Origin of the sequence: Variovorax paradoxus (genome assembly GCF_030811855.1) — a bacterium.
In the GTDB taxonomy this organism is placed as follows: Bacteria; Pseudomonadota; Gammaproteobacteria; order Burkholderiales; family Burkholderiaceae_C; genus Variovorax; species Variovorax paradoxus_L.
Window position 1 is genome coordinate 33387 of record NZ_JAUSRN010000020.1, and the last position, 25560, is coordinate 58946.

Consider the following 25560-nt stretch of genomic DNA (forward strand, 5'->3'; position numbering starts at 1 on the left):
CCGGGCTCAGGGCATCGCCTTGGCCAGCACCTGCGAGCGCATGCCGACGCCCATGCGGTTCCACGCATTGATCTGCGCAATCGCGATCGAAAGTTCGACGATCTCGAGCTCGCTGAAATGTGCCTTGAGTGTCTCGAACTCGGCGTCGCGGTCTTCATGGCGATCGGCCAGGCGCGTCAGCGTTTCGGCCCAGGCCAGCGCCGCGCGCTCGCGCTCGTTGAAAAAGCTCACCTCGCGCCAGGTGGCCAGGCTGTTGATGCGCTGCCAGTCTTCGCCCTGCTGGCGCAGGTCGCGCACGTGCATGTCGAGGCAGTAGGCGCAGCCGTTGATCTGTGAGACACGGGCAAAGACGAGATCGATCAGCACCTTGCCGAGCGTGCTCGACTCGATGGTGCCGTTGACGGCGATCATTGCCTGGAAGGCCTTGGGGGCCGTCTTGTACCAGGTGAGGCGGGGGGCGATGGTGTTGCTCATGGCATGTACTCCAGGTGGTTGAGATTGAGAAAATCTGCTTGCTACCTGTTGAAGACGGGCCAGCTCCGGGCCCTGTGACACGCCGGGCGAATTATTTCGAAGAAAAATGTTGGGCGATGCGCGCCAGCTTGTCGGGGTTGCGCTGTGCGCGGATGCGCACGATGCGCTCGCCCTCGATCTCGAAGGTCTGCGCCGATTCGAGCTCGCCGTCGACAAAGCGCAGCAGCCCGGGTTCGCCGTTGATTTCCGCCAGTTCCATGCGCACCGCTGCGCCCATGCGGCGCCAGAGCGCGAAGTAGAGCTGCGCCAGCCGCTGGCTGCCGCGCAGGATCTTGCTGAAGCTCTGCACCTTGCCGCCGCCGTCGCCGATGAGCTCGACGTCTTCCGCCATGAGCGCCTTCAGGTCATGCAGGCTGCCGCGCGCGGCCGCATCGGCAAAGGCGCGCAGCAGGCGCTGGTGGGTTTCGCGCGACACCTGATAGCGCGGGCGCGCCTCCAGCACCTGCGCCTTGGCGCGGTGCACCAACTGGCGGCAGGCCGCCTCGCTCTTGCCGAGGGTGCGAGCCACCTCGTCGTAGTCGGCGTCGAACACCTCGCGCATCAGGAAGGCGGCACGTGCCTCGGGCGCCAGGCGCTCAAGCACGGCGAGGAACGCGACGGAGATGTTGTCGGCGCGCTCCAGCGATTCTTCCGGCGTGTCGGGCGATTCGGTCAGCGTGGGCTCGGGCATCCAGGCGCCGATGTAGTGCTCGCGCTGGACCTTGGCGGCGCGCAGCCGGTCGATCGAAAGGCGCGTGACGACGGTGACCAGCCAGGCTTCGGCGCTGTCGAAGCCGGCCTTGTCGGCTTCATGCCAGCGCAGCCAGGCGTCCTGCACCACCTCTTCGGCCTCCGCAACGGAGCCGAGCATGCGGTAGGCGATGCCTTGCAGGCGTCGGCGGTGGCTATCGAAAGTGAGGGTGGCGTCGTCCATGTCTGGCTAGACGGTTGGCAATGTGCGCTTGTGACAGGCTGCCCGCAATCCGGCCGAAATTATGAGCGGACGGCCCGCCCTTATGCGCCCTTATGCGCCCTGGTATTCGGCCTTGGGGCCGAGGGAAGCGGCGACTTCCTTGCGATAGCGGTTGAGTTCCTGCACCGTCTTGAAGCTGCGGTTCATCAAGAGGCTCAAGTTGTGCAGGATGCGCTCGCCGACCTTGCTTTCCCAGACCGCATCGAACTTGATCTGCTTGTCCAGCCAGTGCTCGAGCCAATCCGGGTCGGGCATGCGGCTCTGGATGGTGTCGTTGGGGAACAGCGCCTTGTTGACGTGCAGGTTGGTCGGGTGCAGCGCCTGTGCGGTGCGGCGCGCGCTGGCCATGAGCACGCCCACCTTGGCGAATGCGGCGCGGGCCTCGTCGCCGAACTTTTCCATGGCGCGCTTCATGTAGCGCAGGTACGCGCCGCCGTGGCGGGCCTCGTCCTGGCTCAGCGTGGTGTAGATGTGCTTGATGACCGGCTCGGTGTGCCACTGGGCCGCGCGGCGGTACCAGTGGTTGAGGCGGATCTCGCCGCAGAAATGCAGCATGAGCGTTTCGAGCGGGGGCGCCGGGTCGAAGTCGAAGCGCACTTCGTGCAGCTCCTGCTCGGTGGGCGCGTGCTGGGGGCTGAAGCGCTTGAGGTATTCCATCAGCACCAGCGAGTGCTTCTGCTCCTCGAAGAACCAGATCGACATGAATGCCGAAAAGTCGCTATCGTGGCGGTTGTCGCGCAAGAACATTTCGGTGGCCGGCAGCGCCGCCCACTCGGTAATGGCGTTCATCTTGATGGTTTGCGCCTGCTCTTCGGACAGCAGCGAAGCATCGAACGACTGCCAGGGAATGTCCTTGTCCATGTCCCAGCGGACAGATTCGAGTTGTCTGAAGAGTTCCGGATAAAGCATCAAAATCTTTCTAAGGCCGCCGATTTTAGTCGGCCCGTTTGGCGCGCCGGTGACAGACGCGCGATGATGCGAATACGCGCAGCCTGGCCGCGCGGATGCACACCCCCTTTTTTGTATCAGGAGCCCCCATGCGAACCCCCTCCCGATTGTCTGCGCTCAGGCGCTGCACACCGGCCGCCGCACTGGCAGCATGCCTGTTTGCCCTCGGGACGGCGGGTGCCCAGACCCCCTCCGCGCCCCCTTCCGCAGCGGCATCGGCCGCCCCCGCTGACGGCGTTGCCACCGCCTGCCCCGCCACCTTGCAACACACCTTCCCGCGGCTGCAAGACGAAAAACCCCAAGATTTGTGCCAGTACTCCGGAAAAGTGGTGCTGGTCGTGAACACCGCGAGCTTCTGCGGCTTTACCCCGCAATACAAGGGCCTGGAGGCGTTGGACAGCAAATATCGCTCGCGCGGCCTGGTGGTACTGGGCTTTCCGTCGAACGATTTCTCGCAGGAATCGGGCTCCAACAAGGAAATTGCAGACTTCTGCGAAAGCACCTTCGGTGTGAAGTTTCCGATGTTCGCCAAGTCGTCGGTGCGCGGTGCCAACGCCAATCCGCTGTTCAAGCAGCTGGCGCTGGCCTCCGGCACCACGCCCAAGTGGAACTTCTACAAATACCTGATCGGGCGGGACGGCAAGGTGGTGCAGGCCTGGTCGAGCATGACGGCGCCGGACGAGGCGGCCTTTGTGAAGGTCATCGAGAGCCAGCTGGCTGCGCATTGACGCATCCGAGGTCATACGAGTCGTCACAAACGTTTACCACTGGAGCGGGAACCGGGCTGGCACACTGTGCTCATATCGAGCGTGGGCAGCAAATGCCCTCCGGTTTCATGTTGCGAGGTCTTCTGGGCGTCTAAGTCTGGTTGAAATCCCGAGGCGATTCTTCTCCTCCTCCCTCCCTCCCTCCTTCGCGTCGGGGCGCCTCGCAGCATTTTTGTATATCCCTCAGGGACGGGGCGCGGCAACACCGGTGCCCTGAAACGAAAAAGGCGCCTGAGGCGCCTTTTTTCATGGTTGGGTGTCGATGAAGCTGGGCCGAAGCATCAGCTTGTCGTACAACCTTGCCAGGTTGGAGTGCTGGCCGCGCCAGTCGATGTCAGGGAAGCGCAGTCCGATCCAGCCCAGCGCACAGCCCACGGCGATGTCGGAGAGGCTCAGGTGGATGCCGCTGCAAAAGGGCTTGTCGGCCAAGCCCTTGGCCATGGCTGCAATGCCGCCTTCGACCTTGGCGCGCTGGCGCTCGATCCAGGCGGCGCTGCGCTCGCCGTCACCCCGACCGGACCAGGTGGCTTCCAGGCGCCAGAGCACGCCGGCGTCCATGACACCGTCCGCCAGCGCTTCCCAGGTCTTGACTTCGGCACGCTCGCGGCCCTGCTGCGGAATGAGCTTGCCCACGGGCGACAGGGTGTCGAGGTATTCGACGATGACGCGCGAATCGAACATCGCGTCGCCACCTTCCATGATGAGGCAGGGCACCTTCCCGAGCGGGTTGGAATGGGCAATGGTGGTGTCCGCCGCCCAGACGTCTTCGATCACGAACTGGTAGTCGAGCCGCTTCTCGGCCAGCACCACGCGCACCTTGCGCACATAGGGGCTGGCGGCCGATCCGATCAGTTTCATGAAAGCTCTCTCCCTAGGCTTTGATTTACGTTTATTCAACTTCATTTTAGGGGAACGCCAAGAGCGCGACTTCGATCTGTCGCGAACGCACGTCGCCGCGGGCCGCCTAAAATTCGGGCATGAGCTTCTCCACCGTCTCCGCCCTCTCCCCACTTGACGGCCGCTATGCGGCCAAACTTGCGGCACTGCGCCCGCTGATGAGCGAACAGGGCTATATGCACCGGCGCGTGCAGGTCGAAGTGGCATGGTTCATTGCGCTGTCCGACTGCGGCTTTGCCGAATTCAAGCCGCTCACCGGCGGCGCTCGCAAGTACCTGCTGGGCCTGGTGGCCCATTTCTCGGAGGCCGACGCCCTGGCCATCAAGGAAATCGAAAAAACCACCAACCACGACGTGAAAGCCGTCGAATACTGGATCAAGTCCAAGTTCGAAGCCCGGCCCGAGCTGTTGGCCGCCGCTGAATTCGTCCACTTTGCCTGCACCAGCGAAGACATCAACAACACCAGCCACGCGCTGCAGATCCAGGCCGCGCGCGAGAAAGTGCTGCTGCCGGCGATCGACGGGCTGATTGCCAAGCTGCGCGAGATGTCGCACCAGTTCGCCGGTGTTTCGATGCTGTCGCGCACGCACGGCCAGACCGCCAGCCCGACCACGGTCGGCAAGGAAATCGCCAACGTGGCGGTGCGGCTTTCCAAGGCCCGCGCGCAGATTGCCTCGGTGCAACTGCTCGGCAAGATGAACGGCGCCGTCGGCAACTACAACGCCCACCTCGCGGCCTGGCCGGATTTCGACTGGGAGGCGTTCAGCCGCAAGGTCATCGAAACGCCCGCGCCGCTCGGCCTGGGCTTGAGCTTCCAGCCCTACAGCATCCAGATCGAGCCGCACGACTACATGGCCGAGCTGTTCGACGCCGTGGCGCGCACCAACACCATCCTGATCGACTTCTCGCGGGACATCTGGGGCTATGTGAGCCTGGGCTACTTCAAGCAGCGGCTCAAGAAGGGCGAGATCGGCTCCTCGACGATGCCGCACAAGGTCAACCCGATCGACTTCGAGAACGCCGAAGGCAACCTGGGCCTGGCCAACGCGGTGCTGCGCCACCTGAGCGAGAAGCTGCCGATCAGCCGCTGGCAGCGCGACCTGACCGACAGCACGGTGCTGCGCAACATCGGCGTGGCTGTCGGCTATGCCACGCTGGCGTATGCGAGCCTGGCCACCGGCCTGGGCAAGCTCGAGCTCAACGAGGAAGCGCTGGCCGACGACCTCAATGCCTCGTGGGAAGTACTAGCCGAACCGATCCAGACCGTGATGCGCCGCTTCGGCGTGCAGGGCGCCTACGAGCAGCTCAAGGAAGTAACGCGCGGCAAGACTGTGACGGCCGAGGCGCTGCATGGGCTGATCCGCTCGCTCGACATTCCCGAAGCGGAAAAAGAACGGCTCCTGGCCATGACGCCCGCGAGCTACGTGGGCAAGGCCGCGGAGCTCGCCAGTAGAATCTGAGGCTTCCCGCGCCGACGCAACAGCCGCTTGAAGGCGGTCTGCCTGCGTCGCTTCTCGGCCCCCTATCCAGCCAACGCGCCGCCTGCGGTGCGCCAGCCAACGACCTGACGGGGCTTCAAAGTCCCTGTTGTTCATGCTGCGCGCGCCACTCCGACGCCTTTGGCTCAAGATTCACCGCTGGATCGGTCTCACGCTGGGGCCGGTACTTGCCCTCACCGCCCTGCTTGGCGCGGTGCTGGTGGTGGCGTTGCCGATCGACCGCTACGCGCATCCCGAGCTCTTCGTGGGCCGGAACACGGCCGTTGCGGCGTCCGCATTGCCGCTCGAGCCGCTGCGCCAGCGCCTCGTGGCCGAGTTCGGCCCCGACACCACCCTCACGCTGCGACCGCCGCGCACCCCCAGCGAGACGCTCTGGGTGTATGTGCGCGGGCCATGGGACGGCACGCTCTATCTCGATCCCGCCACCGGCGCGGAGCAAGGCCGGCGCGGGTCGCACGAAGGCGCCTACAACCTGCTTTTCGAACTGCACAGCAGCCTGCTGCTGGAGGACACGGGCAAGGGCATCCTGTCCTTCGTCGCGCTGGCCTATCTGTTGATGCTGATCACCGGCGTGGTGCTCTGGTGGCCTACGCGCTGGCCGCCTTCGCTGCGGATTGCGCTCGACCGCGGCCTGTTGCGCGGGCTGTTCGACCTGCACCGCACCGGCGGCGCCGTGCTCGGGCTGCTGATTGCGGTGTCTGTCTTCACCGGCGCCTACATGGCTTGGCGCCCGCTCGGCAACTTCGTCTCGGCCGCCATGGGCCAGGAGCCAGTCAAGCCGCCCACCGTTCCCAAAGGCACGCCCGCGGGGCCTCGGCTGTCGCTCGACGAACTCGTCGCCCGCGCGCAGAACGTCTTCCCGGGCCAGCCAATCGGCTATGTGCAGGTGCCCGCCAAGCCAAACCGCCCGCTTCGGGTGCGCTTTCGCCTGGCCGACGATCCGCATCCGAACGGCATCAGCTCGGTGTGGCTGCATCCGCTGACCGGCGAGGTGCTGGCGGTGCGCCGCTGGCAGGACCTGGACGCCGGCAATGGTGCAGTAGTGGTCATTTATCCGCTGCACACCGGCGTGCTGGGCGGGCCGGTTCACCAGGGGTTCGTCGCGCTTCTTGGCCTGGCACTCGCCGGCCTGGGCCTGAGCGGCGTCTGGCTCTGGTGGCGGCGCCGCGCCGTGGCCGCTGCGGCCCGAGGCGCCGCGCTTTCCAACAACAGCAACCGCACGACCTCCTGAACGGGACGTCTGCTGCGGTCGATTTCTAGTTTGATATCGAGGAGAACCTGTGTTCAAGCAGAAGAAATGCGCCGCCCTGGTCATGGCGCTCTTTCCCATCAGTTTCCAGAGCTTTGCGGCCGAAGCCGAACCGGCGGCCGATGCCACGTCTGGCGCGAAAACGCTGGAGGCCGTGACCGTCACGGGCGATTGGCTCGGCACGCCCAGCGAGACGAAGGTGCTCGAGCACCCCGGCGCGCGCAGCATCGTCGAACGCAAGCAGATCCAGGAGAGTGGGTCGAGCAACGTGCGCGACGTGCTGCGCCAGGTTCCCGGCGTGCAGGTGCAGGAGAGCAACGGCACGGGCGGCAGCGACATCTCGCTCAACGTGGGCGTTCGCGGCCTCACCTCGCGCCTGTCGCCGCGCTCGACTGTCCTCCTGGACGGCGTGCCACTGGCCTATGCGCCCTACGGCCAGCCGCAACTCTCGCTCGCGCCCGTGTCGCTCGGCAATCTGGAGGCAGTCGACGTGGTGCGCGGCGCGGGCTCCGTGCGCTACGGCCCTCAGAACGTGGGCGGCATCATCAACTTCGTGACGCGATCGATTCCGAAGCAGTTCGCGAGCGAAGTGGGTGTGGGCGTGGAAAGCGCGAGCCACGGCGGCGGCATCAAGACCACGCCTACCCTCTTCATGGGCGGCACCAACGAGAACGGCCTCGGGCTTGCGCTGCTGTATTCGGGCACGCACGGCGACGGTTTTCGCCAGAGCAACGACCACACGAGCATCGACGACCTGATGCTGAAGGGCGCCTACCGCCTCTCGAGCACGGACGACATTGCCGTCTCTCTGCACCACTTCGAAGGCAAGGGCCGCATGCCGGGCGGCCTGACGACAGCGCAGTTTGCCGCGAACCCGTTCCAGTCCGACCGCCCTTTCGACGAATTCTCCGGGCGCCGCACCGACGGCTCGATCAAGTACACGCACAACGACGGCGTGAACAAGTTCGAGATGCTGAGCTACTACACCGACTCGTTCCGCAGTAGCTACCTCGAGCAGGAAGGCACGGGCGCCAATGCCGGCCGGCGGCGTCTGACCAGCGCACCGCGCAACTACAAGACCTACGCTTTCGAACCCCGCTACTCGCGCCTGATCGATTCGGGCAGCGTGGTGCAGGAAGTCAGCGTTGGCGCACGCTACCTCAAGGAAGAGGCTTCCGAAGTAGCGACGCGCAGCACCTACTACCTGCCGCGCCCCGGCTTCGATGCGTTCACGCTCGCGCAGCCTGCGTACCAGTCGAGCAAAGGAGGCACAACCGCGCACGCGTTCTACATCGACGACCGGATCGACTTCGGCAACTGGACCATCACACCCGGCGTGCGCTACGAGTCCTTCCGTTCGCACAACGACGTGTTCACGATGGCCAACAACCGGGTGACCGGCGCGAACTATCCGAAGATCGATTCCAACGAAGTGCTGCCAACGCTGTCGGTGCTCTACCGTATGAGCGACCGGTGGTCGCTGTTCGCGAATGCCGGCGTGTCGTTCGGGCCGCAGCAGTACGCCCAGCTCGCGCAGTCGACCACCAGCCTGCACCCCGAGAAGGCCAAGACCTATGAGATCGGCACCCACTACAAGGGCGAGGCCTGGAGCGGCGAGCTGACGCTGTTCAACATCAACTTCGACAAGGAACTGCAGCTCGCGCGCTCCATTACCGGCGACGTCGGCCAATGGACCGACCTGGGTGCCACGCGGCACCGCGGTTTGGAGTCGGCGCTGCGCTACGACCTTGGCACGCTGAGCGATTCGCTCAAGGGAGTGTCGGTTTCCGCGACCTACACGTACACGCAAGCCACCTCGAAGGCCGGCGCGTTCGCGGGGCGCGACCTGCCGTTCTACTCGCGCCAGGTGGCGACGCTCGGCGCGCGCTACGAGCGCGGGCCGTGGACCTTCAACGCCGACGTGTACGCGCAATCGAAGCAACGCTCGCCCGGCTCGCCCGACGACGGCGCGAACTACGTCACGATGGAAGACTCGACCGGCCGGCTCGGCAACATTCCGGGCTACGCGACCATGAACCTGCGCGCCGCCTACGACTTCGGCCCGTCGATGAGCAACCTGAAGCTGGCGGTCGGCGTCAAGAACCTGTTCGACCGCCGTTACTACAACCGCTCGGTCGACAACAACGGCGGCAAGTACGTGGGCCAGCCGCGCACGCTGTACCTGCAGGCCTCGGTGGCGTTCTGACGGCGCCCGTGGGGGCGCATACACTCGCGCACCCATGGCCCTCAAATCCACCATCTTCAAGGCCGCCCTCGCGGTGGCCGATATCGACCACGGCTACTACGCCGACCATGCGCTGACCCTGGCGCGTCACCCGAGCGAGACCGACGAGCGGATGATGATCCGGCTCGTCGCGCTCGCACTCAATGCGCACAAGCTGCAGGACGTCTGCCAGGGCGACGGCACGCTGGCCTTTGGCGCAGGTTTGTCGAACGTCGACGAGCCCGACGTGTGGCTGCGCGATTTCACGGGCGAGACCAAGCTGTGGATCGAGGTCGGGCAGCCTGAAGACAAGCCCATCATCAAGGCCTGCGGCAAGTCGGACGAAGTGATCGTCTATTGCTTCAACCATGCGGCCGAGATCTGGTGGCGCGGCATCGAGAACAAGCTCACGCGGCCGCAGAACTTGCAGGTCTACCGCGTGCCGACGGAAGCCTCGCAGGCGCTGGCCGCGCTGGCGCAGCGCAGCATGCAGCTGCAGGCAACGATCCAGGAAAACACGCTGACGCTGGGCGACGGCGCAAACAGCATCGACGTCGAACTGCTGCGCTGGAAGTAGCTTCTAGGCGCCCGGCATCATCGCGCCGCAGTGCCAGCACTGCTCGAAGCCGCCTTCGATCCGCTCGCCGCATACGCATTGCCAATTGCGCTGAGGCCTGTGCTGCGCCGCATGCAGCACCTGCTGCGCGCGCTCGAATTGCGCTTCGTCGTCGATCCAGATTTCAGGCAGGCATTGGTCTGGCGGCAACTGGCCCATCACGGCGCCCAGGAATTCACGCTGCACCGTCGCTTCGACGCCCTCCTCCCGCAAAGCGTGCACCCACAAGGTCGCGATCGCGAGGTTCGGTGCTTGGGCGAGGCGGCGCATGGGCGGCCCGATTCAGGCGGTGTCGTCGGGGCCGAGGGGCTCCGACGGATCGTCGGGCCACTGCGCCGGTTCGGCTTCGCGCGCACGCTCGGCGTACCTGTTGAAGCGCCAAGCCGTGTCTTCCATGGTGATGCGGCGCCAGGTCACGCGTTTTTCGGTCGGCGACATGGCGGGCCAATGCTGCACCTCGTCGAAGGTGCGGCCGCAGCCCTTGCATTCGTCGTCGCCCTGGCTGGTGGAACAGATCGCAATGCAGGGCGTGTCGGGCGTGCTGTGGTACCAGTCGAGCCACGCGGCCCAGGCATCAGGAGGAAAACCAAACTCGTCGACCTCGTCTTCATGGTGGAACGCCATGAGCGCATACACCTCGGCCAGCGCGCGCAATTCGGGCGCCAGCGTGATGCCGTCGGGCGAGGGACTTTTCTCCCGCCAATGGTTGATGGCGGCCTCGATGTCGGTGATGTGAATGGCGGCCATGAAGAGAGAAAAAACAGCGAGCGGCGATCATAGTCCGGCAATGCCCCGTGACTGCCGAAGGTTATAGGCACTACAAAGTTTATAGCTCCATGCCTTTTGTTCACGGGGCTTTCGAAAGCATTCCTTTTAAAGTGCCGGAAATTTCAGGTTGCCAGAGTACCTGTGTCGATGCTCTAATTCCCCCCACGAAGGGGAGTAGCTCCCGACCGCTGTCCATGGCAGCGGAAATCGACAGGTCGTCAATACGAAGCACAACACTTCCGGCCTGTCGGGCAACACGTGCCTTGCGGTGCGCGTTGTCGAGCAAGACCTTCGATTTGAACCTGAGCAGGTTTGATCGAAGCGTTCCTGAGTCCCCGGTCGTTACCCCGGTCTTCGTCATCGCTTCGACCATTCCCGCGCGGGATGAATCGAAAACGCGCACACGCGCCGGACTGCCGCCATCCCACCGAAGGCGACGGACAGCGCACGAAGACAAGAGGAAGCTATGGAACAGTTCATGACCCCGGAATTCTGGGTCGCGGTCGGTCAGATCATCATGATCGACATCCTGCTCGGCGGCGACAACGCCGTCGTCATTGCCCTGGCCTGCCGCAAGCTCCCGCCTGCGCAGCGCACCAAGGGCATTCTCTGGGGCACCGCCGGCGCGATCGTGCTGCGCGTGGTCCTGATCTTCTTCGCGCTGACGCTCCTGGCCATTCCGTTCCTGAAGCTTGCGGGCGCGGTGCTGCTGCTGTGGATCGGCGTGAAGCTGCTGGCTCCCGAGCACGACGATGCGCACGGCAACATCACTGCCAGCGACAAGCTGTGGGGTGCGGTCAAGACCGTGATCGTGGCCGACCTGGTGATGAGCGTGGACAACGTGATTGCCATTGCCGGCGCCGCACAAGGTGCGGGCCAGAGCCATCAGATGCCGCTGGTGATCTTCGGCCTGCTGGTGAGCATCCCGATCATCGTCTGGGGCAGCCAACTGGTCATCAAGCTGATGGACCGCTTCCCGATCATCATCACGCTGGGCGGCATGCTGCTGGGCTGGATCGCCGGTACCATGGCCGTGTCGGACCCTGCGCTGTCGAACACCGCGGCCTGGACCTGGGTGCCGAAGGTGCCGCAGAGTGACATGGTCAGGTATGCAGCCGGCGTGGGCGGTGCGCTGCTTGTTCTGGTCATCGGCAAGTGGGTGGCGCTGCGCCAGGCGCGCCAACGGCCCGCCACCGCTGCCAGCACGAGCTGAAGCCCCGCAGGCATCGGCAAAAATGCTCTTCCCCTATCGACCAGTCTCTGCCACTCTAGGCACTTGAAGGAGCGCAACGTGGAAACGATCATTCTCTATGTCGACGACGCCGGCTATGCCTGCGAGCAGTTCGCCGAACTGACGCCGGACGCGAACAGCGTCGTGGCGCGTCATTGGGTGCTCGTGGCCTGCGCTCCGCGCATGACGCATCGCATCAGCAAATGGGTGAGCCACAGCGCAAGAGAGAACTGGCGCGCAAAGTGGTTCAGCAAGGTGCAGGCGCAGCTTCTGCCGGTACTCGAACGCAATGGCGGACAGGTAACGCCGGTGCTGGCCAAAGGCCCGCTGACCGAGCTCACACAGCAGCTCAAGCGCGAGCATTCGGCCACGCACGTGGTCGATGCGCGCCGTCCCAAGATCGGCGTCGACCTGGAACCGGTCACGCCCGATCAGACCCCGGCGCATCAGTCGGGCTGGGCCTTTCCGGGTGCCGTGATGGGCATGGGCGCGCTGCTGGTGCTTGCGAACGAACTGGCCGAATAACACATCCTGCTTCATGACGAGCCCCGGTGCGGCAACGCGCCGGGGCTCTTGTCTTTTTGGCGGGCCGGTGGGGTATCCTGCGGCGCATGCGCATCATCCTCAAATGGCTGCTCAGCGCCGTCGCGCTGCTGGCGGTGGCCTATCTCTACAAAGGTGTCCAGGTCAACAGCTTCGGCTCCGCGCTGATTGCCGCGGCGGTCATCGGCTTGCTCAACATGGTCGTCAGGCCAGTGCTGGTGGTGCTGACGCTGCCGGTCACCATCGTTACGCTCGGCCTCTTCTTGTTCGTGATCAATGCCCTGCTGTTCTGGGCCGCGTCGGGCCTGCTCGCGGGCTTTCAGGTCAGCGGCTTCGTGGCCGCGCTGATCGGCTCGCTGATCTATTCGCTGCTGGGCTTGATCATCGAAGCCGCGCTGGGCGGGCTTCTTTCCAAGCGCTGAGCCGCCCCACCTTCGTTGTTACCTGAGCGGCGGCTCTTCGGCCTGCCGCTTCACCAATGCCTCCACGTCGCGCGCGCGGGTGTCGATGATCGACGCCTCGTAGTGGTCGATGGGCGCGCCCGGCTTGCGCATCAGTTCCTGCGCGGCCTTGAAGCGGTCCCGTGCGGCGGGATAGTCGAGGATGGCGACGTTGGCCTCCGCATCGGCACGCACCGCTCGCAGCGTGTCGTTCTGTGCACCGTACAGATTGGCCAGCGCACGCCAGGCAGTGGCGTCGCGCGAATGGGTGGCAACCCAGTCGCGCAGCACCGGCACCATGGGCGCGGGCTGGCGCGTGGCCACGGCCGTGTCGGCGGCCAGCAGCATTTCGGGGCGCTCCTTGGACTTCACGTCGAGCAAGGCGAAGGCCTTGGCAGCGCCGCCGCCCGCAAGTTCGATCTCGGCATTGAGCCAGCGCGCCAGCTTGGCGGACGAGGGGTCTTCCGCGGTGCGTGCCGTCAGCCGCTCGGCCAGTGCGCGCGCCGCCTTGAAATCGCGCAGATCCTTGGCCGACAGCGCGGCCGCGTAGAGCGTGCCGGCCTGCTGGGCCGGGCTGCTCCTGGCGAACTCGCCGCTGGAGGCCGCGTCGACCCAGAGCCGCAGCACGTCGACGCCCGGCCGCGTGAGCACGCGCGCTCGCGCGGCAATCATGGCGTGGTCCATGGCCAGCGGCAGGGGTGGTGCGGCATCGAGTCGGAATTGAAACCGGCCCTGCATGTCGGAAATGCGCTCGGTCGTGAGCGGATGGCTGCGCAGGTAGGGGTAGGAGCCGTTGTCGTTCAGGCGCGAGGCGTATTGCAGCTTCTCGAACATGGCGGCCGCGCCTTGCGGTGCAAAGCCTGCCTGGGTCATCACCCCGAAACCGACGCGATCGGCCTCTCGCTCCATGTCGCGCGAGAAGCTCAGCTGGTTCTGCATGAAGAGCGCCTGGCTGCCCATGATCACGGCCTGGCCCGCGTCGGCATTGCGGCTCTTGCTGGCCGCGATCATGCCGAGGATCAGGCCGGCCAGCATCCACGGCATCTGCTTGCCCTGCCGGCTCATGATGCGCGAGATGTGGCGCTGCGTGACGTGCGACAGCTCATGGCCGAGCACGGTCGCCAATTCATCGCGGCTCCCGACGGTGGCAATCAGCCCCATGTTCAGGCCCAGGTACCCGCCCGGCAGCGCAAAGGCGTTGACGTTGCGGTCGCGCCCCAGCAGGATGGTCCAGGCAAAGCGCTCGTCCAGCTCGGGCGTGAGCTCGCCGCGCTGCCGTGCGGCCGCCAAGAGGCGCTGCCAGATCTCCTGCACGTAGGCCGCGATGACCGGGTCGTCGATGTAGTCGGTGTCGCGATAGAGCTCGCGCGCAATCTGGTCGCCCAGGTTGCGCTCGGCACTGGCGGTCATTTCGCCGCCATCGCCCAGGCCGGGCAGCGCTTGGATCTGCGCGCGGGCGGGTACCGGCAGCAAGATCTGGGACGCTATGAGAACCGTAGCGCACAGGGCCCGCCACGCGGGCGCGGCAGAACTTTTTTTAGGGGAAGAAAGAGTCAAGCGCGGCATTCCTCGTCCATGGCTCGGGCCCGTATGATGCATCCACACACCGATCGTTCACACATGAGCTCCCTCACCCATTTTGACGCGCAGGGCCAAGCCCACATGGTCGACGTTGCGGCCAAACCTGCCACCCACCGCGTGGCTGTGGCCACCGGCCGCATCGAGATGCAGCCCGCGACGCTGGCGCTGATCGAGTCGGGAACCGCAAAGAAGGGCGACGTGCTCGGCATTGCCCGCATTGCGGGCATCCAGGCCGCCAAGAAAACCAGCGATCTGATTCCGCTGTGCCACCCGCTCGCCCTCACGCGCGTGGCATTGGCCTTTGCGCTGGCCGAAAAGGGCAATGCGCCGCAGGTGGTCTGCACCGCGACGGTCGAAACCGTAGGGCCGACCGGCGTCGAGATGGAAGCGCTGACCGCCGTGCAGGTGGCGCTGCTCACCATCTACGACATGTGCAAGGCAGTGGACCGCGGAATGCGCATTACCGACGTGCACGTGCTGGAGAAGCATGGCGGCAAGTCCGGGAGCTACGTGGCGGGTTGATAAGGCCAAAGTCGAGCCACGTTAAGGCGTCTCGGCCTCGACGGACAGGCCCTTGAGCCAGCGCTCGTATTCTTCGGGAAACGCAATGCGGAAGCGCTCCGCCTGGTCGCGGGCTTCCTGGCGTTGCCCCATCAGTTCGGCGCTTTCGATCAGCTTGACGATCACGCGCGGCTCGGGCGAGAAATGCAGCGTGCGCTCGGCCAGCGAATGCAGCGCGGCGGCGTTGTCAGGGGTCACCGCCGTCAGCGTCAGCTCCGCAAAATCCACCTGCCTGGCGAAGAGCCACGAAGCCCTGGCCTTCGCCAGTGTGTTTTCTTCGTAAGTCGGCAAGCGCTCGGCCCGCGTCAGATAGATCTGGCTGATGCGGATGTAGTCCCAGGTGGCATAGCCGACGACTGCCATGAGCGCGGCCGCCGCGGCCGATGGCAGCACAGGCATTTCGGCCCACTTGCCTTTGAAGCCTGATTGCGAAGGAAAGGACGCATTGCGCCGGCCAGGCCACAACATTCCCAGGCACAGGCCGAAGGCCAGCTGAAACGGCCCATACCAGAGCGGATATTCGAGCAGGCTGTGCAGCACGATGGCGCCCATCAAGCCCCACGCCATGAGCCGCGCCGGATCGCGCTCCCGCCAGGGCCTTGCCGCCAGCACCATCCACGCGAACCCGCCAGAGATCAGCACCGACACCGGTATGCCCAGCTCCACCGCCAGGTGCAGCGGCAGGTTGTGCGCGTTGTCCAGGATCTCCGGGAACCGCGATCCCTCGTACAACGTGCTGTAGTGCGCGAAGCTCAGCTCGCCCCAGCCCCACCCCGTCAAAGGATGCTGGGCGATCAGGGTGAGCACGTTGCGCCACAGGATGAACCGCGTGTGATCGCCCGGTGCGCCCTCCTGCAGGCGCCGCATCATGCCCTCGACCTCGCCCGCCGCCAGCTGAGGCAGCAACCACGCGATGGCGAAATAGACCGGAATCATGGCCAGCAGCAGCGAGGGCGGCGGTAGGCTGAAGCGAACAGAGCCGGCCGAGCTCTCTTTGGACACGCCGCGGCGCTCCCGCCGCGCGATCAATGCAGCCACCCCGACGATCGACAGCAACTGAAGCAAGCCCGTGCGCGAGGTGGACGCCGCCGCGGCCACCAGCAAAATCAACCCCGCCGCCATCAGCCAGCGCCGCACGCGCACCGAAGGCTGCGTGGCGTGAATCCATAACGCCGCCACCAGCGCCATGCTGATCAGCGAGGCGAACTGATTGCGCTGGCGCAGGTTGCCATAGGCCTGCCCCAGCGCCGGCGTGGTGGTCCAAGGCACGAGCGGCTCGGCCAGTCCGTAGTACTGGAGCAGACCCAGCACCGCACTGACCAGCCCGGCGACCAAGATGCCCACCGCCAGGGCCGCCGAAGCCGAAGGCCCGCCACGCGCCATGCCCGCGCCCACGCAGGCCGAAGCGGCCATCGCGGCGAGCACCACGACAGCCGGCAGCCACGAAGCGGCGGCTGTTGCGTGCGACGGCGAGAAGAAAGAAGAAGAAAGCACGATCGCAGCCATTCCAGTCGCCAGCCAGGCCCAGACCACCCGCGAGGGCACGCCCGGTGGAATGGCCAGGAGTAGCGCGGCGACGCAAACCCAGGTCGCAAACAGCTGCCAGGCCTGGACCGAGGGGCCGGCTACCAGCGGACAGAGGAAGGGGAAGGCCACCAGCCCGGCACGCACTGTGCCGATGGTTTTGGAAGGGAGGACGGCCGCCTCGAGGGGCGCTGCACGGGACGTCATGCACCGATTGTGCCGACCGGCGGGCCGACGAATGGCGGCGGGCGAGAGACGAGCGGTAGGACCGGATCGCCAAGCAAAACATACCATCCAACGGTCACATTTGGACACGTTTGCAAAGTATTGTGCGATGAAATCCCTCTTTGTTACTCGCCGCCGTGCACCCCACGCCGGCTTCAGCCTCATCGAAGTGCTGATAGCCATCGTGGTGTTGTCCTTCGGTTTGCTTGGGATGGTGGGCCTACAAGCGGCCTCGCTCCAAGCCAATCGCGATGCCAGGCTGCAGTCCGCGGCCACCGTGCTAGCGCGCGAATTTGCAGAAATGATGCGAGGCAACAAGGCGGTTGCGCTGCTAGGCACCGGCAATCCGTACATCGGCGACTTCTCGAGTCCACTGGCTCCGGCGACGCCGAGCTACTGCCTGACGGTTGGGTCGACCTGCGCGACGGCAGAAGCCACGGCACAGGCGCAGCTGACGGAATGGCTGGCCCGTGTCGATGCCGAGCTTCCCGGCGCCCGCGTCAGCATTTGCCATGACTCGGCCCCGTATGGCACAACTGGCCTTCCGACGTGGACCTGCACGAGCGGTGCAACGACTGACGTGGTGGTTGTCAAGATTGGCTGGACGCGAGCCAGCACCCGCCGTGGAGATACGGCGCTGGACCAGGCCAGCGCGCCTTCCGTGGTGCTGCCCGTCACCGCCGGGAGCACGCTGTGATGCGCCGCTCGCAACATCACGTTCGCGGCTTGACGCTGATCGAACTGCTAGTCGCGATGGTCATCGGCCTGGTGATCGTCCTGGCTGCGGTTGCCGCCCTCACCGTCGCGCGCCGCGGCTTCAACACCGTGGACGCCGCGTCGCAGTTGCGCGACAGCGGCCGTTTTGCGGCCGACCTCATCCAGCGGGTGGGCGCACAGACAGGCTACCGCGATGTTTTCATTGCCGCCGGTTTGGCGTCGGAAGATGCTGCGCGCGAAGCAAACATCGGCGGCTTCAATAACGCCCTGTTGGACGCAACCAATCCCACGACCGCATCGACGGCGCGCACGGCCAGCGTGGTGGGCTACGGAAGCGACATCCTCATCCTTCGCTACCAGGCTTCGCAGCTTTACACCAACTCGGAAGACAGCACGAAGGCCGCCGTCGCCGATCAGACCATGATCGATTGCGCCGGCAACACTGTGGCAAGCGTCCCTAATCCCAAGGACGCGGATCCGGCCCAGGTCGCCCAAGCCTACGACCGCCGCATCGTCAGCATCTTCCATGTGGCGATCAGCCAGGGAGAGCCGGCCCTGATGTGCACCTATTCCAGTACCGGCGCCGCCCCCTGGACCACCGTGCCGGTGATCCAAGGCGTGGAAAATTTCCAAGTGCTGTACGGCGTGGACGGCGTCACGGCCAATGCCGCCCCGGCCGCGCCAACAGCCGTGCCAGACGTGCCCGACAGCTACCTGCGGGCCGACCAGATGACGGTCGCCGGTTCCGCCAATAACACCAAGGCCAATTGGCGCCGCGTGCGGAGCATCCGCATTGGGATGGTGCTTCGCAGTGCGCCAGGGTCCAGCCAGGACATGGCCGCGCAGACCTTCTGGCCCTTCGGCGCAGCCAAGGGCACCGCGACAGGCGCAGCGGGGTCCGCATTTGCCAACTCGAACGACGTGGGCACCTCGTTCCAACCCACGCCCGACGGCCGGCTGCGCCAGACCGTCTCTTTCACCATTCACCTGCGCAACGACCAGGGCCTATGACATATCCCCTCCATCGTTACTCGAGATCTCCTTTGGCATTGTGCGGAAAGGAGCGTGGCGCATCGCTCATCGTCGTGATGCTGATCCTGATCATCGTCTCGATCCTGGGAGTCGGTGGCGCTCAGATTGCCATGATGGCCGAGCGAGGGTCGCGAAACGACCGCGACATGCAAGTCGCATGGCAATCGGCTGAAGCGGCCTTGATGGATGCGGAGTTCGACATCCACGGTCCGGGCACGGCCAGCCGCAAGGCGCTGTTCACCGACATGCACAACACCAACGACTTCACTGCGGGATGCGGCTCCTCCGGTAACAGCAAGGGCCTGTGCGCGCTGGTGGAAAGCGGCAAGCCAGCGTGGCTGGTTGCGGACTTCACCAGCGAGGCCACCGGCGCCAAAACAGTCCCGTTCGGCCTGTTCACCGGCCGCACCTTTGCCGCAGGCGAAACGGGCGTTCAACCCGCCAAAGTGCCGCGCTACATCGTCGAGCCGATCTCCGATCCGCTGAACCGCGACAAGACCTTCGAGAAGCCACCCACCTACGTTTACCGCGTAACGGCAATGGGCTTTGGTCCGCGCGACGACATCCAGGCCGTCGCCCAAATTCTTTACCGCGATTGAGGCGGCAGTGCACATGAACAAACACAAAAAATCCCTTCGCGCCTTTGCTTCACAGATCGCGCGCACTTGGGAGCTCGCAACGCATCCGCGGTTGTGGTCGCCCCGCCAGCGCGCGCTCGCGTGGTTTGGCCTGCCCCTTGCAGCACTCACGATTTCTTTCGTGGTCAACAGCCAGACCTCTGCGCCGGCGTTCAAGGCCATCAGCCTTTCGAGCGACCCTCTCTACGCCACCACTTCCGGCGACAAGCCCACGCTTGCGCTCGCACTGTCCGTCGAGTACCCGACGGTCGGGGCGCAATACACCCCGGGCGGCGCCGACGACAACACCTACAGCAATACGACCGAGTACCTTGGCTATTACGACGCAGAGGCTTGCTACTCGTACAACAACGCCCCCACCGAGACGCCCGCAACCGGCTTCACGGCTGCCGACTACAAGCGCTTCGATCGCGTGGGCCCGGCCACCAGCCGCACCTGCGCAGACGCATTTCCCAATGCATTCAGTGGAAACTTCCTGAACTGGGCCGGCAACTCCGCCATCGACATGCTTCGACTTGCCCTGTCGGGTGGCGACCGCTACATCGACACAACCGACCTGACCATTCTCCAGCGCGCGGTCATCCCCAACGGCGACCCGGTGTGCATGTGGAACAGCACCAACTTTCCGGCGAAGCGGCTTTTGCGCGGCGGCGGTACGAGCGGAAAGACATTCTGGGGTGCTGTTCCGGCCGCAATGATCACGGCCGCAGGCGCCAACGATATCTATGTAGGCAACACGCTCAACCGCATGTACTTCGGAACGGCAAGAGGCGGCTCGTGCACGGACACCGGGAGCTACTCGCTGGCCGGGGCGTCATCCGCAACAGCTGCCATCGGCACGATAAGAAGCGAAACAACAAAACTGCCCAGGGACGCCAGTTCGTGCGCCAACGAAGGCGGCACCTGCGCCTTCACCGGCATTCAAGAAGTCTGGTACGGCGCAGAAAAAAGCTGGAAGGTAGCCCCCGTGAGCATCAGCACGGCATGCTCCAACGGTGTCTTTGGCGACCCGATCAGCGGCACAGTGAAGAAGTGCTACACGGTGCCCTATACCGGTTCGTGGACTCCTCCGTCCAGCGGCTCCGGCCTTTCGACCGACGGATTCTTCTACGCCCGCGTGCAGGTTTGCCAGAAGGACAGTGCCGGCAATCTGCTCGACAACCGCGACTACCCCTTCTGCACCAAATACCCGAGCGGCAACTTCAAGCCGGGCGGCGTGGTGCAGAAATACAGCGACCAGCTGCGGCTTGCCGCGTTCGGGTATCTGCTCGAGCAAACGGCCAGCTACAACAACGGCCGCTATGGCGGCGTGCTGCGCGCACCCATGAAATACGTGGGTGCGAAGACCTTCGACATCAACGGCCAGGACAGCACGCCATCTGGCGGCAATGCCAATGCCGAGTGGGACCCTACCACCGGCGTGTTCAAGGCCAACCCCGACTCCAATGCCATGGGCATCAGCGGCGTTGTGAACTACCTCAACAAATTTGGCCGCACCGGCACACCCGGCAAGTACAAGAAGTACGACCCAGTGAGCGAGCTCTACTACGAGTCCCTACGATACATGCAGGGCCTCTCGCCGAGCCCGGACGCCATCAGCGGCATCACCGACGCATTGAAAGACGGCTTTCCCGTCTACACCGACTGGAGCAACCTCGACCCCTTCGGCGGTGGACGCACCAACACCGGTAACTACTCCTGCCTCAAGAACAACATCGTGGTTATCGGCGACATCAATACGCATGATGGAAGCCGCTTTCCCGCAGTCGACACCGCCAACAACATTCCCAACCTCGGCACGTGGACAGGGGTTGCTCAGGACTTCGAGAAGGGCGTGGTTCGAAACTACACGGATGGCGCGGGCGCCGCACGTCAAACGAGTAATCCCAACGCGGTCAACGCCAACCCAAAGGGAGACGCCATCATCGGCTACTCGTATTGGGCTCACACGCACGACATTCGGGGCACCGGCTGGACCAACGAACCCGCCAAACAGCGCCCGGGCCTGCGCGTAAAGACGTTCATCTTCGACGTCAACGAGTATGGCGACCAGAACAACGTCGCCACCCGGCGCACCCGAAACCAGTTCTTCACGGCCGCCAAGTACGGCGGCTTCGAATCCGACAGCGGCAACCTCGGAAGCAAGCCTTTCAACACCTACGGCAATCCGTTCCGGAAGGAAGACGGCACTGTCGACAACGACGTATGGCAGGACTCGGAGAACCCCGGCGAAGCCGGAACGTACTACCTGCAAAGCAGTGCGCGCGGCGTGCTGAGCGCTTTCGACAGCATCTTCAGCCGGGCGTCGACCACCGCGCGAAGCATCGCCGGCAGCGCCGTGGCGTCGCAAAAGCTCACCGCGGGCAACCAGATCTACCAGGGTTCTTTCGATACTTCCAACTGGTCCGGGGACCTGCAGGCGTTCAACCTCAGCGTGGACGCGAACAACAACGTCTCGATCAGTTCGACAGCCGCCTGGAGCGCGAGCGACCGCCTTGCGGCGCTCACCGCGCCGGCAACCTCGCGAAACATCGTGGTGGGCAACGCCGGTGCAACGTCGTCCCCTACGGCGACGGCATTCACCTGGGCGGCGATATCGGATGTCCTGAAAGCGCATCTCAACAAGCCTTCGCCTGCCGCCGCGGCCGACGCACAAGGCGAAAACCGCTTGAACTATCTGCGCGGCAGTTCCGCCAACGACGGCACCACCTTCCGTCGCCGCAACAACAAGCTTCTTGGCGACATCATCAACTCCGGCGTTGCATATTCCGGCGCGCCACCCGCGACCATCAGTTCCGCAAGCTACGCAGGTTTTCGTACGGACAACCTGGCCCGCACGCCCGCCGTTTTCGTAGGCGCCAACGACGGCATGCTGCATGCCTTCAACGCCGGGACCGGGGACGAACTGTTTGGCTACATCCCAAGCTGGCTGGGGCCCAAGCTGTCGGCGCTCACCGCCACCACGTATGTCTCGGACCACCAAAGCTACGTCGATGCCTCCCCGGCAGTGGCTGAAGCCGAAGTGGGTACGGCCGGCACCAAGGCAGACTGGAAGACGGTGCTCGTCTCGGGCACCGGCGCTGGCGGGCGCGGAGTGTTTGCGCTCGACGTGACCAATCCGGCGGCGTTCGATGCATCGAAAGTGATGTGGGAGTTCACCAATGCAGACGATGCCGACCTTGGCTTCGTGGTGGGCAAACCCCAGATCCTGAAAATGCGCACCAGCGCAGCCAGCGCAACAGCCACCTACAAGTGGTTTGCCCTGGTTGCCAGTGGCGTCAACAACTATGTGCGAGACAGCGCCGGCTTGTTCAGCTCCACCGGACGCCCTGCCCTGTTCCTGCTCGACCTGGCCAAGCCCGCAGGCACCGCCTGGACGCTCGGGTCCAACTATTACAAGGTGTCGTTGCCCGTCGACGCGACGCTGGCGCAGACCGTGGCGCCCGGCCTGATCAATTTCTCTGCCGTTCCGGGAACGCAGCGCGAGGTGACCCAAGTGTTTGCAGGCGATCTGCACGGCAATGTGTGGAAGCTCGACTTCCGCGCCTACGGGACCGCCAACTGGAACATCGGCAAGCTTTCAGCCTTCAACAAGGGCACAGCCGATAGCCCCGTTCCCTATCCGCTCTTCATTGCCAAGACCAGCGCCGACAGGGTTCAGCCCATCTCCATGGCACCGGCGCTGATTGCCGGCCAACGCGGCAACAGCACCTATGTGGCCTTCGGAACAGGCAAGTACCTGGAAGCCGACGATCGCTCTTCGACTCTCCAGAACTCCTTCTACGCAGTGCACGACAACGGCTCGACCACGCCGGACGCCAGCCCTGCTGGCGCGAGCGTGATCAGCGGGCGCGGCCGGCTGCAGGCAGGCACCGTCGATGCAACGGCGCGGACGGTGGCGATTGCACCTTTTGTGTGGGGCCGTGCGACGTCCGATGTGGACGCAACCCAGCGCTCCGGCTGGTACTTCGACTATTCGACCAGCGGCGAGAAGCAGATCAGCAATGCCCTGCTGAATGGTGAAACCCTGATCTTTGGCAGCCTAATACCCGGATCGACCAGCGGCGCCAACACCTGCGGCGTGAGCGGTGGCAGCGGCAACGAGTATCGATTGGACGTGGACACAGGCGACGGGGACTTCCGGGTGTCGACCGTGGGCATCCTGGGCCAGCCGCTGGTGATCGAGCTCGCGAATTCATCCGAAACCGTCAGCAACAGCACTGGCCGCCGCACCCGGACCATTACGAGCCAAGTGGTGAAGCAAGGCTCCGGTGGCATCGACACCGCATCGGGTTCTGGCGACAAAACAACCAAGACCATCGTCGCTGGCCGCCTGAGCTGGCGGCAGATCAATAACTACCAAGACTTGAAGAACGCACCATGAAGAACAAGCCGCTTATCCAAAGAGGCTTCACCCTCCTCGAACTGATGATCGTGGTCGCGATCGTGGGCATCCTCGCGTCAATCGCTTATCCGGCCTACCAAGACTCAGTTTTGAAAGGGCGACGCGCAGAAGCCAGGACCGCACTGCTGGAGTTGATGCAACAGCAGGAACGCTACATGACGCAGCGAGGCACGTATCTGGTGTTCAGCAACACGAGTGGCGTGACTGTGCCGGCTGATGCTGCGACGACGTTCAAGACTTTCAGTGGAGACAATTCGGCCGCGCCTTCATACCGCCTTTGGGCGGAAAGATGTCCAACTCCCGTTGGCATCACGGAGCGCGATTGCATCCGAGTGAACGCAACACCCGTTCGGGCCGATGCCGCGGTGAATGCGCTGAGCATTACCAGTACAGGCGTCAAAAGCTGCACTGGCAACACAACCAACACAAAGCTGTGCTGGCCATGAACACCTCCCCTTCGAGCCGCATTGCCGGCTTTACTTTGATCGAGCTGATGGTCACTGTCGCCGTTGCGGCAGTACTGCTCGTCGTGGCGGTGCCGAGCTTCGTGAGCTTCCAGAGAAACTCCGAGCTGACTTCGGCAACCAATTCATTTGTTGCAGCCGTGAATGCAGCGCGCGGCGAGGCAATGAAACGCGGCATGAACGCGATGGTGGTGCCAACAACTGGTACTGACTGGAGCACGGGGTGGACAGTATTCGTGGACCAAGACCGGAGCGGCGGACTCAATACGGGCGACACCACAGTGCTCCAGCAACCCGCATTCCCGAGCTATTTGAGCGCTACCGGGCAAGGCACCGCGAGCGAAACCCCGGCCTACATCATGTTCGACGCCTCTGGGTACGCGAAAACCAAGACTGCCGGCTTCGGCGCCCTCACGATGACCATCGCGCGCAGCGACGTGAGCGATACGGCGCAGACGGCCCAAACGCGCCGCATCGTTATCGCAAAGTCGGGGCGCGCACGATCTTGCAGGCCTTCAACGGACACCACTTGCACGGTGAGTGCCGAGGAGTAGTTCAGCCCCCGCACCATGCTTAAGTGATCGTATTGCTCCCAGCTCTCCGCACATGAATGCTCAACATCTCTCGGCAAAGGCACATTGGGCAGTCGAACACATGCAGCATCGGCGGATTGCGCGGATACAGCTGGCTCCGAAGCGACGCTAAGGATGGCCTAGCTGCGATTTGCCAGAAACAAACTCCCTCGAGCCTAAGTTCAGCCTTTTGCTGGGGTATCGTTGCGTTGGGCGAACTATCTTCATCAGACTGGAGTAAACGTGACAGTAGCCGTTCTAATGTCCACCTACAACGGCGAGCAGTTTGTGGAAGAGCAAGTCATCTCCATTCTTGAGCAGCTTCCCTCGGACGGGGAATTGGTCATCAGGGATGACGGGTCCACGGATCAAACCGTTGCTAGAGTGGCCGCAATAAGAGATCACAGGATCAGGCTGCTGCAAGGCAAGAACATCGGGTTTGCATCAAGCTTCTTATGTCTTTTGACGACGATCCGGGAGTCATCGACTTTCGTATTTTTTTCCGATCAGGATGACGTTTGGGAACCAAGAAAGATCGCCACCGCGTGCGCTCGCCTTTCCGGCAAGGAGGACATCCCTAGACTCTACTGTTCAGGCCTGCTCCTCGTTTCAGAGCATCTTGAGCCCTTGGGCCGCTCGCCTCTTTTCCTGTGTCAGCCGAGTTTTGACAACGCGTTGGTCGAAAACATTGCGACAGGGTGCACCGTCGCACTCAATCGGGCTGCTGTTTCGCTGATTCTGCGGACCAGTCGCCCAGAGCAAATTCGGTATCACGACTGGTGGTGCTATCTCGTCGTGGCGGCCTTTGGTGAAGTCTTATACGACCCGACTCCGCAGATTCGATATCGTCAGCATACGCAAAATGCGTTGGGTATGTCGTCAGGAGGAGGCAGGTACCTGAGAATCATGCAGGCTATCAGGCGCCAGAGTTGGCTGAGCATCATGCAGATCCATCTTCGTGAGTTTGCTTTGAGCTTTGGAAACGAAATCTCGGCCTCTCAGAGGCGATCTCTTGATCGCATGACAATTCGCGGAGTGCGTGATGCGATTCGCGTGATTTTCTCGTCCGAGCGCAGACGACAGTTCCTCAGAGACGAACTACTGTTCAGATTGTTGGTGGCCTTCGAGTTGGTCGTCCGGCGCGATTTGCCGTTCGCTTCGCGCCGCTAGATT

General features: G+C 64.0%; 24 protein-coding genes. 16 read left to right on the top strand and 8 right to left on the bottom strand.

The features are described from left to right. Positions 1-6: 6 nt before the first annotated feature. From J2X92_RS26865 to J2X92_RS26875, 3 genes are all read right to left on the bottom strand, one after another. Entirely contained in the window at positions 7-474 is a 468-nt protein-coding gene (locus J2X92_RS26865; RefSeq protein WP_307580483.1) for a carboxymuconolactone decarboxylase family protein, read from the bottom strand. Between the two features lie 91 nt (positions 475-565). Continuing rightward, positions 566-1447 (bottom strand): RNA polymerase sigma-70 factor, encoded by an 882-nt coding sequence (locus J2X92_RS26870; protein WP_307580485.1) that lies wholly within the window; start codon positions 1445-1447, stop codon positions 566-568. A 90-nt stretch (positions 1448-1537) separates the two neighbouring features. After that, positions 1538-2395, bottom strand: coding sequence for a ferritin-like domain-containing protein (locus J2X92_RS26875; protein WP_307580487.1), 858 nt, complete (start codon positions 2393-2395; stop codon positions 1538-1540). Positions 2396-2523: 128 nt separating this feature from the next. On the opposite strand from J2X92_RS26875, the gene J2X92_RS26880 reads away from it, so the two are divergent. After that, positions 2524-3162 carry a glutathione peroxidase gene (locus J2X92_RS26880; protein ID WP_307580489.1) on the top strand — a complete coding sequence of 213 codons (639 nt, stop codon included), beginning with the start codon at positions 2524-2526 and terminating at the stop codon, positions 3160-3162. Between the two features lie 285 nt (positions 3163-3447). Here the strand turns inward: J2X92_RS26880 and J2X92_RS26885 are convergent, their stop codons facing one another. After that, positions 3448-4059 carry a glutathione S-transferase family protein gene (locus J2X92_RS26885; protein WP_307580491.1) on the bottom strand — a complete coding sequence of 204 codons (612 nt, stop codon included), beginning with the start codon at positions 4057-4059 and terminating at the stop codon, positions 3448-3450. Between the two features lie 119 nt (positions 4060-4178). Between J2X92_RS26885 and purB the strand changes: the two genes are divergently transcribed. The 4 genes from purB to J2X92_RS26905 all read left to right on the top strand — a co-directional run bounded on the left by purB (position 4179) and on the right by J2X92_RS26905 (position 9647). Next, positions 4179-5558, top strand: coding sequence for an adenylosuccinate lyase (purB, locus tag J2X92_RS26890; protein ID WP_307580493.1), 1380 nt, complete (start codon positions 4179-4181; stop codon positions 5556-5558). A gap of 133 nt (positions 5559-5691) precedes the next feature. Further along, the gene (locus tag J2X92_RS26895) at positions 5692-6828 is read left to right on the top strand and encodes a PepSY-associated TM helix domain-containing protein (RefSeq protein WP_307580495.1); all 1137 of its coding nucleotides are present in this window, start codon (positions 5692-5694) and stop codon (positions 6826-6828) included. Positions 6829-6910: 82 nt separating this feature from the next. Then, on the top strand, positions 6911-9052 hold the full coding sequence (locus J2X92_RS26900; protein WP_373424884.1) for a TonB-dependent receptor family protein: 2142 nt from the start codon (positions 6911-6913) through the stop codon (positions 9050-9052). Positions 9053-9086: 34 nt separating this feature from the next. After that, entirely contained in the window at positions 9087-9647 is a 561-nt protein-coding gene (locus J2X92_RS26905; protein WP_055807567.1) for a YaeQ family protein, read from the top strand. 3 nt (positions 9648-9650) lie between these two features. Here J2X92_RS26905 and J2X92_RS26910 read toward each other — a convergent pair whose 3' ends face one another. Continuing rightward, entirely contained in the window at positions 9651-9956 is a 306-nt protein-coding gene (locus tag J2X92_RS26910) for a putative signal transducing protein (RefSeq protein WP_307580501.1), read from the bottom strand. Positions 9957-9968: 12 nt separating this feature from the next. Further along, the gene (locus J2X92_RS26915) at positions 9969-10433 is read right to left on the bottom strand and encodes a DUF3717 domain-containing protein (RefSeq protein WP_307580502.1); all 465 of its coding nucleotides are present in this window, start codon (positions 10431-10433) and stop codon (positions 9969-9971) included. Positions 10434-10920: 487 nt separating this feature from the next. Here J2X92_RS26915 and J2X92_RS26920 point away from each other — a divergent pair, with 487 nt between their 5' ends. From J2X92_RS26920 to J2X92_RS26930, 3 genes are all read left to right on the top strand, one after another. Then, the gene (locus tag J2X92_RS26920; RefSeq protein WP_307580503.1) at positions 10921-11667 is read left to right on the top strand and encodes a TerC family protein; all 747 of its coding nucleotides are present in this window, start codon (positions 10921-10923) and stop codon (positions 11665-11667) included. A gap of 78 nt (positions 11668-11745) precedes the next feature. Next, positions 11746-12210 (top strand): hypothetical protein, encoded by a 465-nt coding sequence (locus J2X92_RS26925; protein ID WP_307580504.1) that lies wholly within the window; start codon positions 11746-11748, stop codon positions 12208-12210. Positions 12211-12296: 86 nt separating this feature from the next. Continuing rightward, on the top strand, positions 12297-12650 hold the full coding sequence (locus J2X92_RS26930; RefSeq protein WP_093020402.1) for a phage holin family protein: 354 nt from the start codon (positions 12297-12299) through the stop codon (positions 12648-12650). Between the two features lie 18 nt (positions 12651-12668). Here J2X92_RS26930 and J2X92_RS26935 read toward each other — a convergent pair whose 3' ends face one another. Beyond that, positions 12669-14234, bottom strand: a complete 1566-nt coding sequence (locus J2X92_RS26935) for a M48 family metalloprotease (protein ID WP_307580507.1) — start codon at positions 14232-14234, stop codon at positions 12669-12671. A gap of 54 nt (positions 14235-14288) precedes the next feature. Here J2X92_RS26935 and moaC point away from each other — a divergent pair, with 54 nt between their 5' ends. Beyond that, positions 14289-14771: a cyclic pyranopterin monophosphate synthase MoaC gene (moaC, locus tag J2X92_RS26940; RefSeq protein WP_307580509.1), complete on the top strand. Its 483-nt coding sequence runs from the start codon at positions 14289-14291 to the stop codon at positions 14769-14771. A 21-nt stretch (positions 14772-14792) separates the two neighbouring features. On the opposite strand, the gene J2X92_RS26945 is transcribed toward moaC, so the two are convergent. Beyond that, entirely contained in the window at positions 14793-16541 is a 1749-nt protein-coding gene (locus tag J2X92_RS26945) for a PglL family O-oligosaccharyltransferase (protein ID WP_307580511.1), read from the bottom strand. Positions 16542-16668: 127 nt separating this feature from the next. On the opposite strand from J2X92_RS26945, the gene pilV reads away from it, so the two are divergent. From pilV to J2X92_RS26980, 7 genes are all read left to right on the top strand, one after another. Next, complete coding sequence (gene pilV / locus J2X92_RS26950) at positions 16669-17256, top strand: type IV pilus modification protein PilV (RefSeq protein ID WP_307580513.1); 588 nt, start codon at positions 16669-16671, stop codon at positions 17254-17256. Beyond that, positions 17256-18287, top strand: coding sequence for a PilW family protein (locus J2X92_RS26955; protein WP_307580515.1), 1032 nt, complete (start codon positions 17256-17258; stop codon positions 18285-18287). Before pilV ends, J2X92_RS26955 begins: the two co-directional genes overlap by 1 nt. A 32-nt stretch (positions 18288-18319) precedes the next feature. Then, positions 18320-18907, top strand: a complete 588-nt coding sequence (locus J2X92_RS26960) for a pilus assembly PilX family protein (RefSeq protein WP_307580517.1) — start codon at positions 18320-18322, stop codon at positions 18905-18907. Between the two features lie 13 nt (positions 18908-18920). Further along, positions 18921-23330: a pilus assembly protein gene (locus J2X92_RS26965; protein ID WP_307580519.1), complete on the top strand. Its 4410-nt coding sequence runs from the start codon at positions 18921-18923 to the stop codon at positions 23328-23330. Next, positions 23327-23797, top strand: coding sequence for a type IV pilin protein (locus tag J2X92_RS26970; protein WP_307580521.1), 471 nt, complete (start codon positions 23327-23329; stop codon positions 23795-23797). The genes J2X92_RS26965 and J2X92_RS26970 overlap by 4 nt, the downstream gene beginning before the upstream one ends. Then, positions 23794-24369, top strand: coding sequence for a GspH/FimT family pseudopilin (locus tag J2X92_RS26975; RefSeq protein ID WP_307580523.1), 576 nt, complete (start codon positions 23794-23796; stop codon positions 24367-24369). Before J2X92_RS26970 ends, J2X92_RS26975 begins: the two co-directional genes overlap by 4 nt. 279 nt (positions 24370-24648) lie before the next feature. Continuing rightward, the gene (locus J2X92_RS26980; protein ID WP_307580525.1) at positions 24649-25557 is read left to right on the top strand and encodes a glycosyltransferase family 2 protein; all 909 of its coding nucleotides are present in this window, start codon (positions 24649-24651) and stop codon (positions 25555-25557) included. Positions 25558-25560 lie beyond the last annotated feature (3 nt).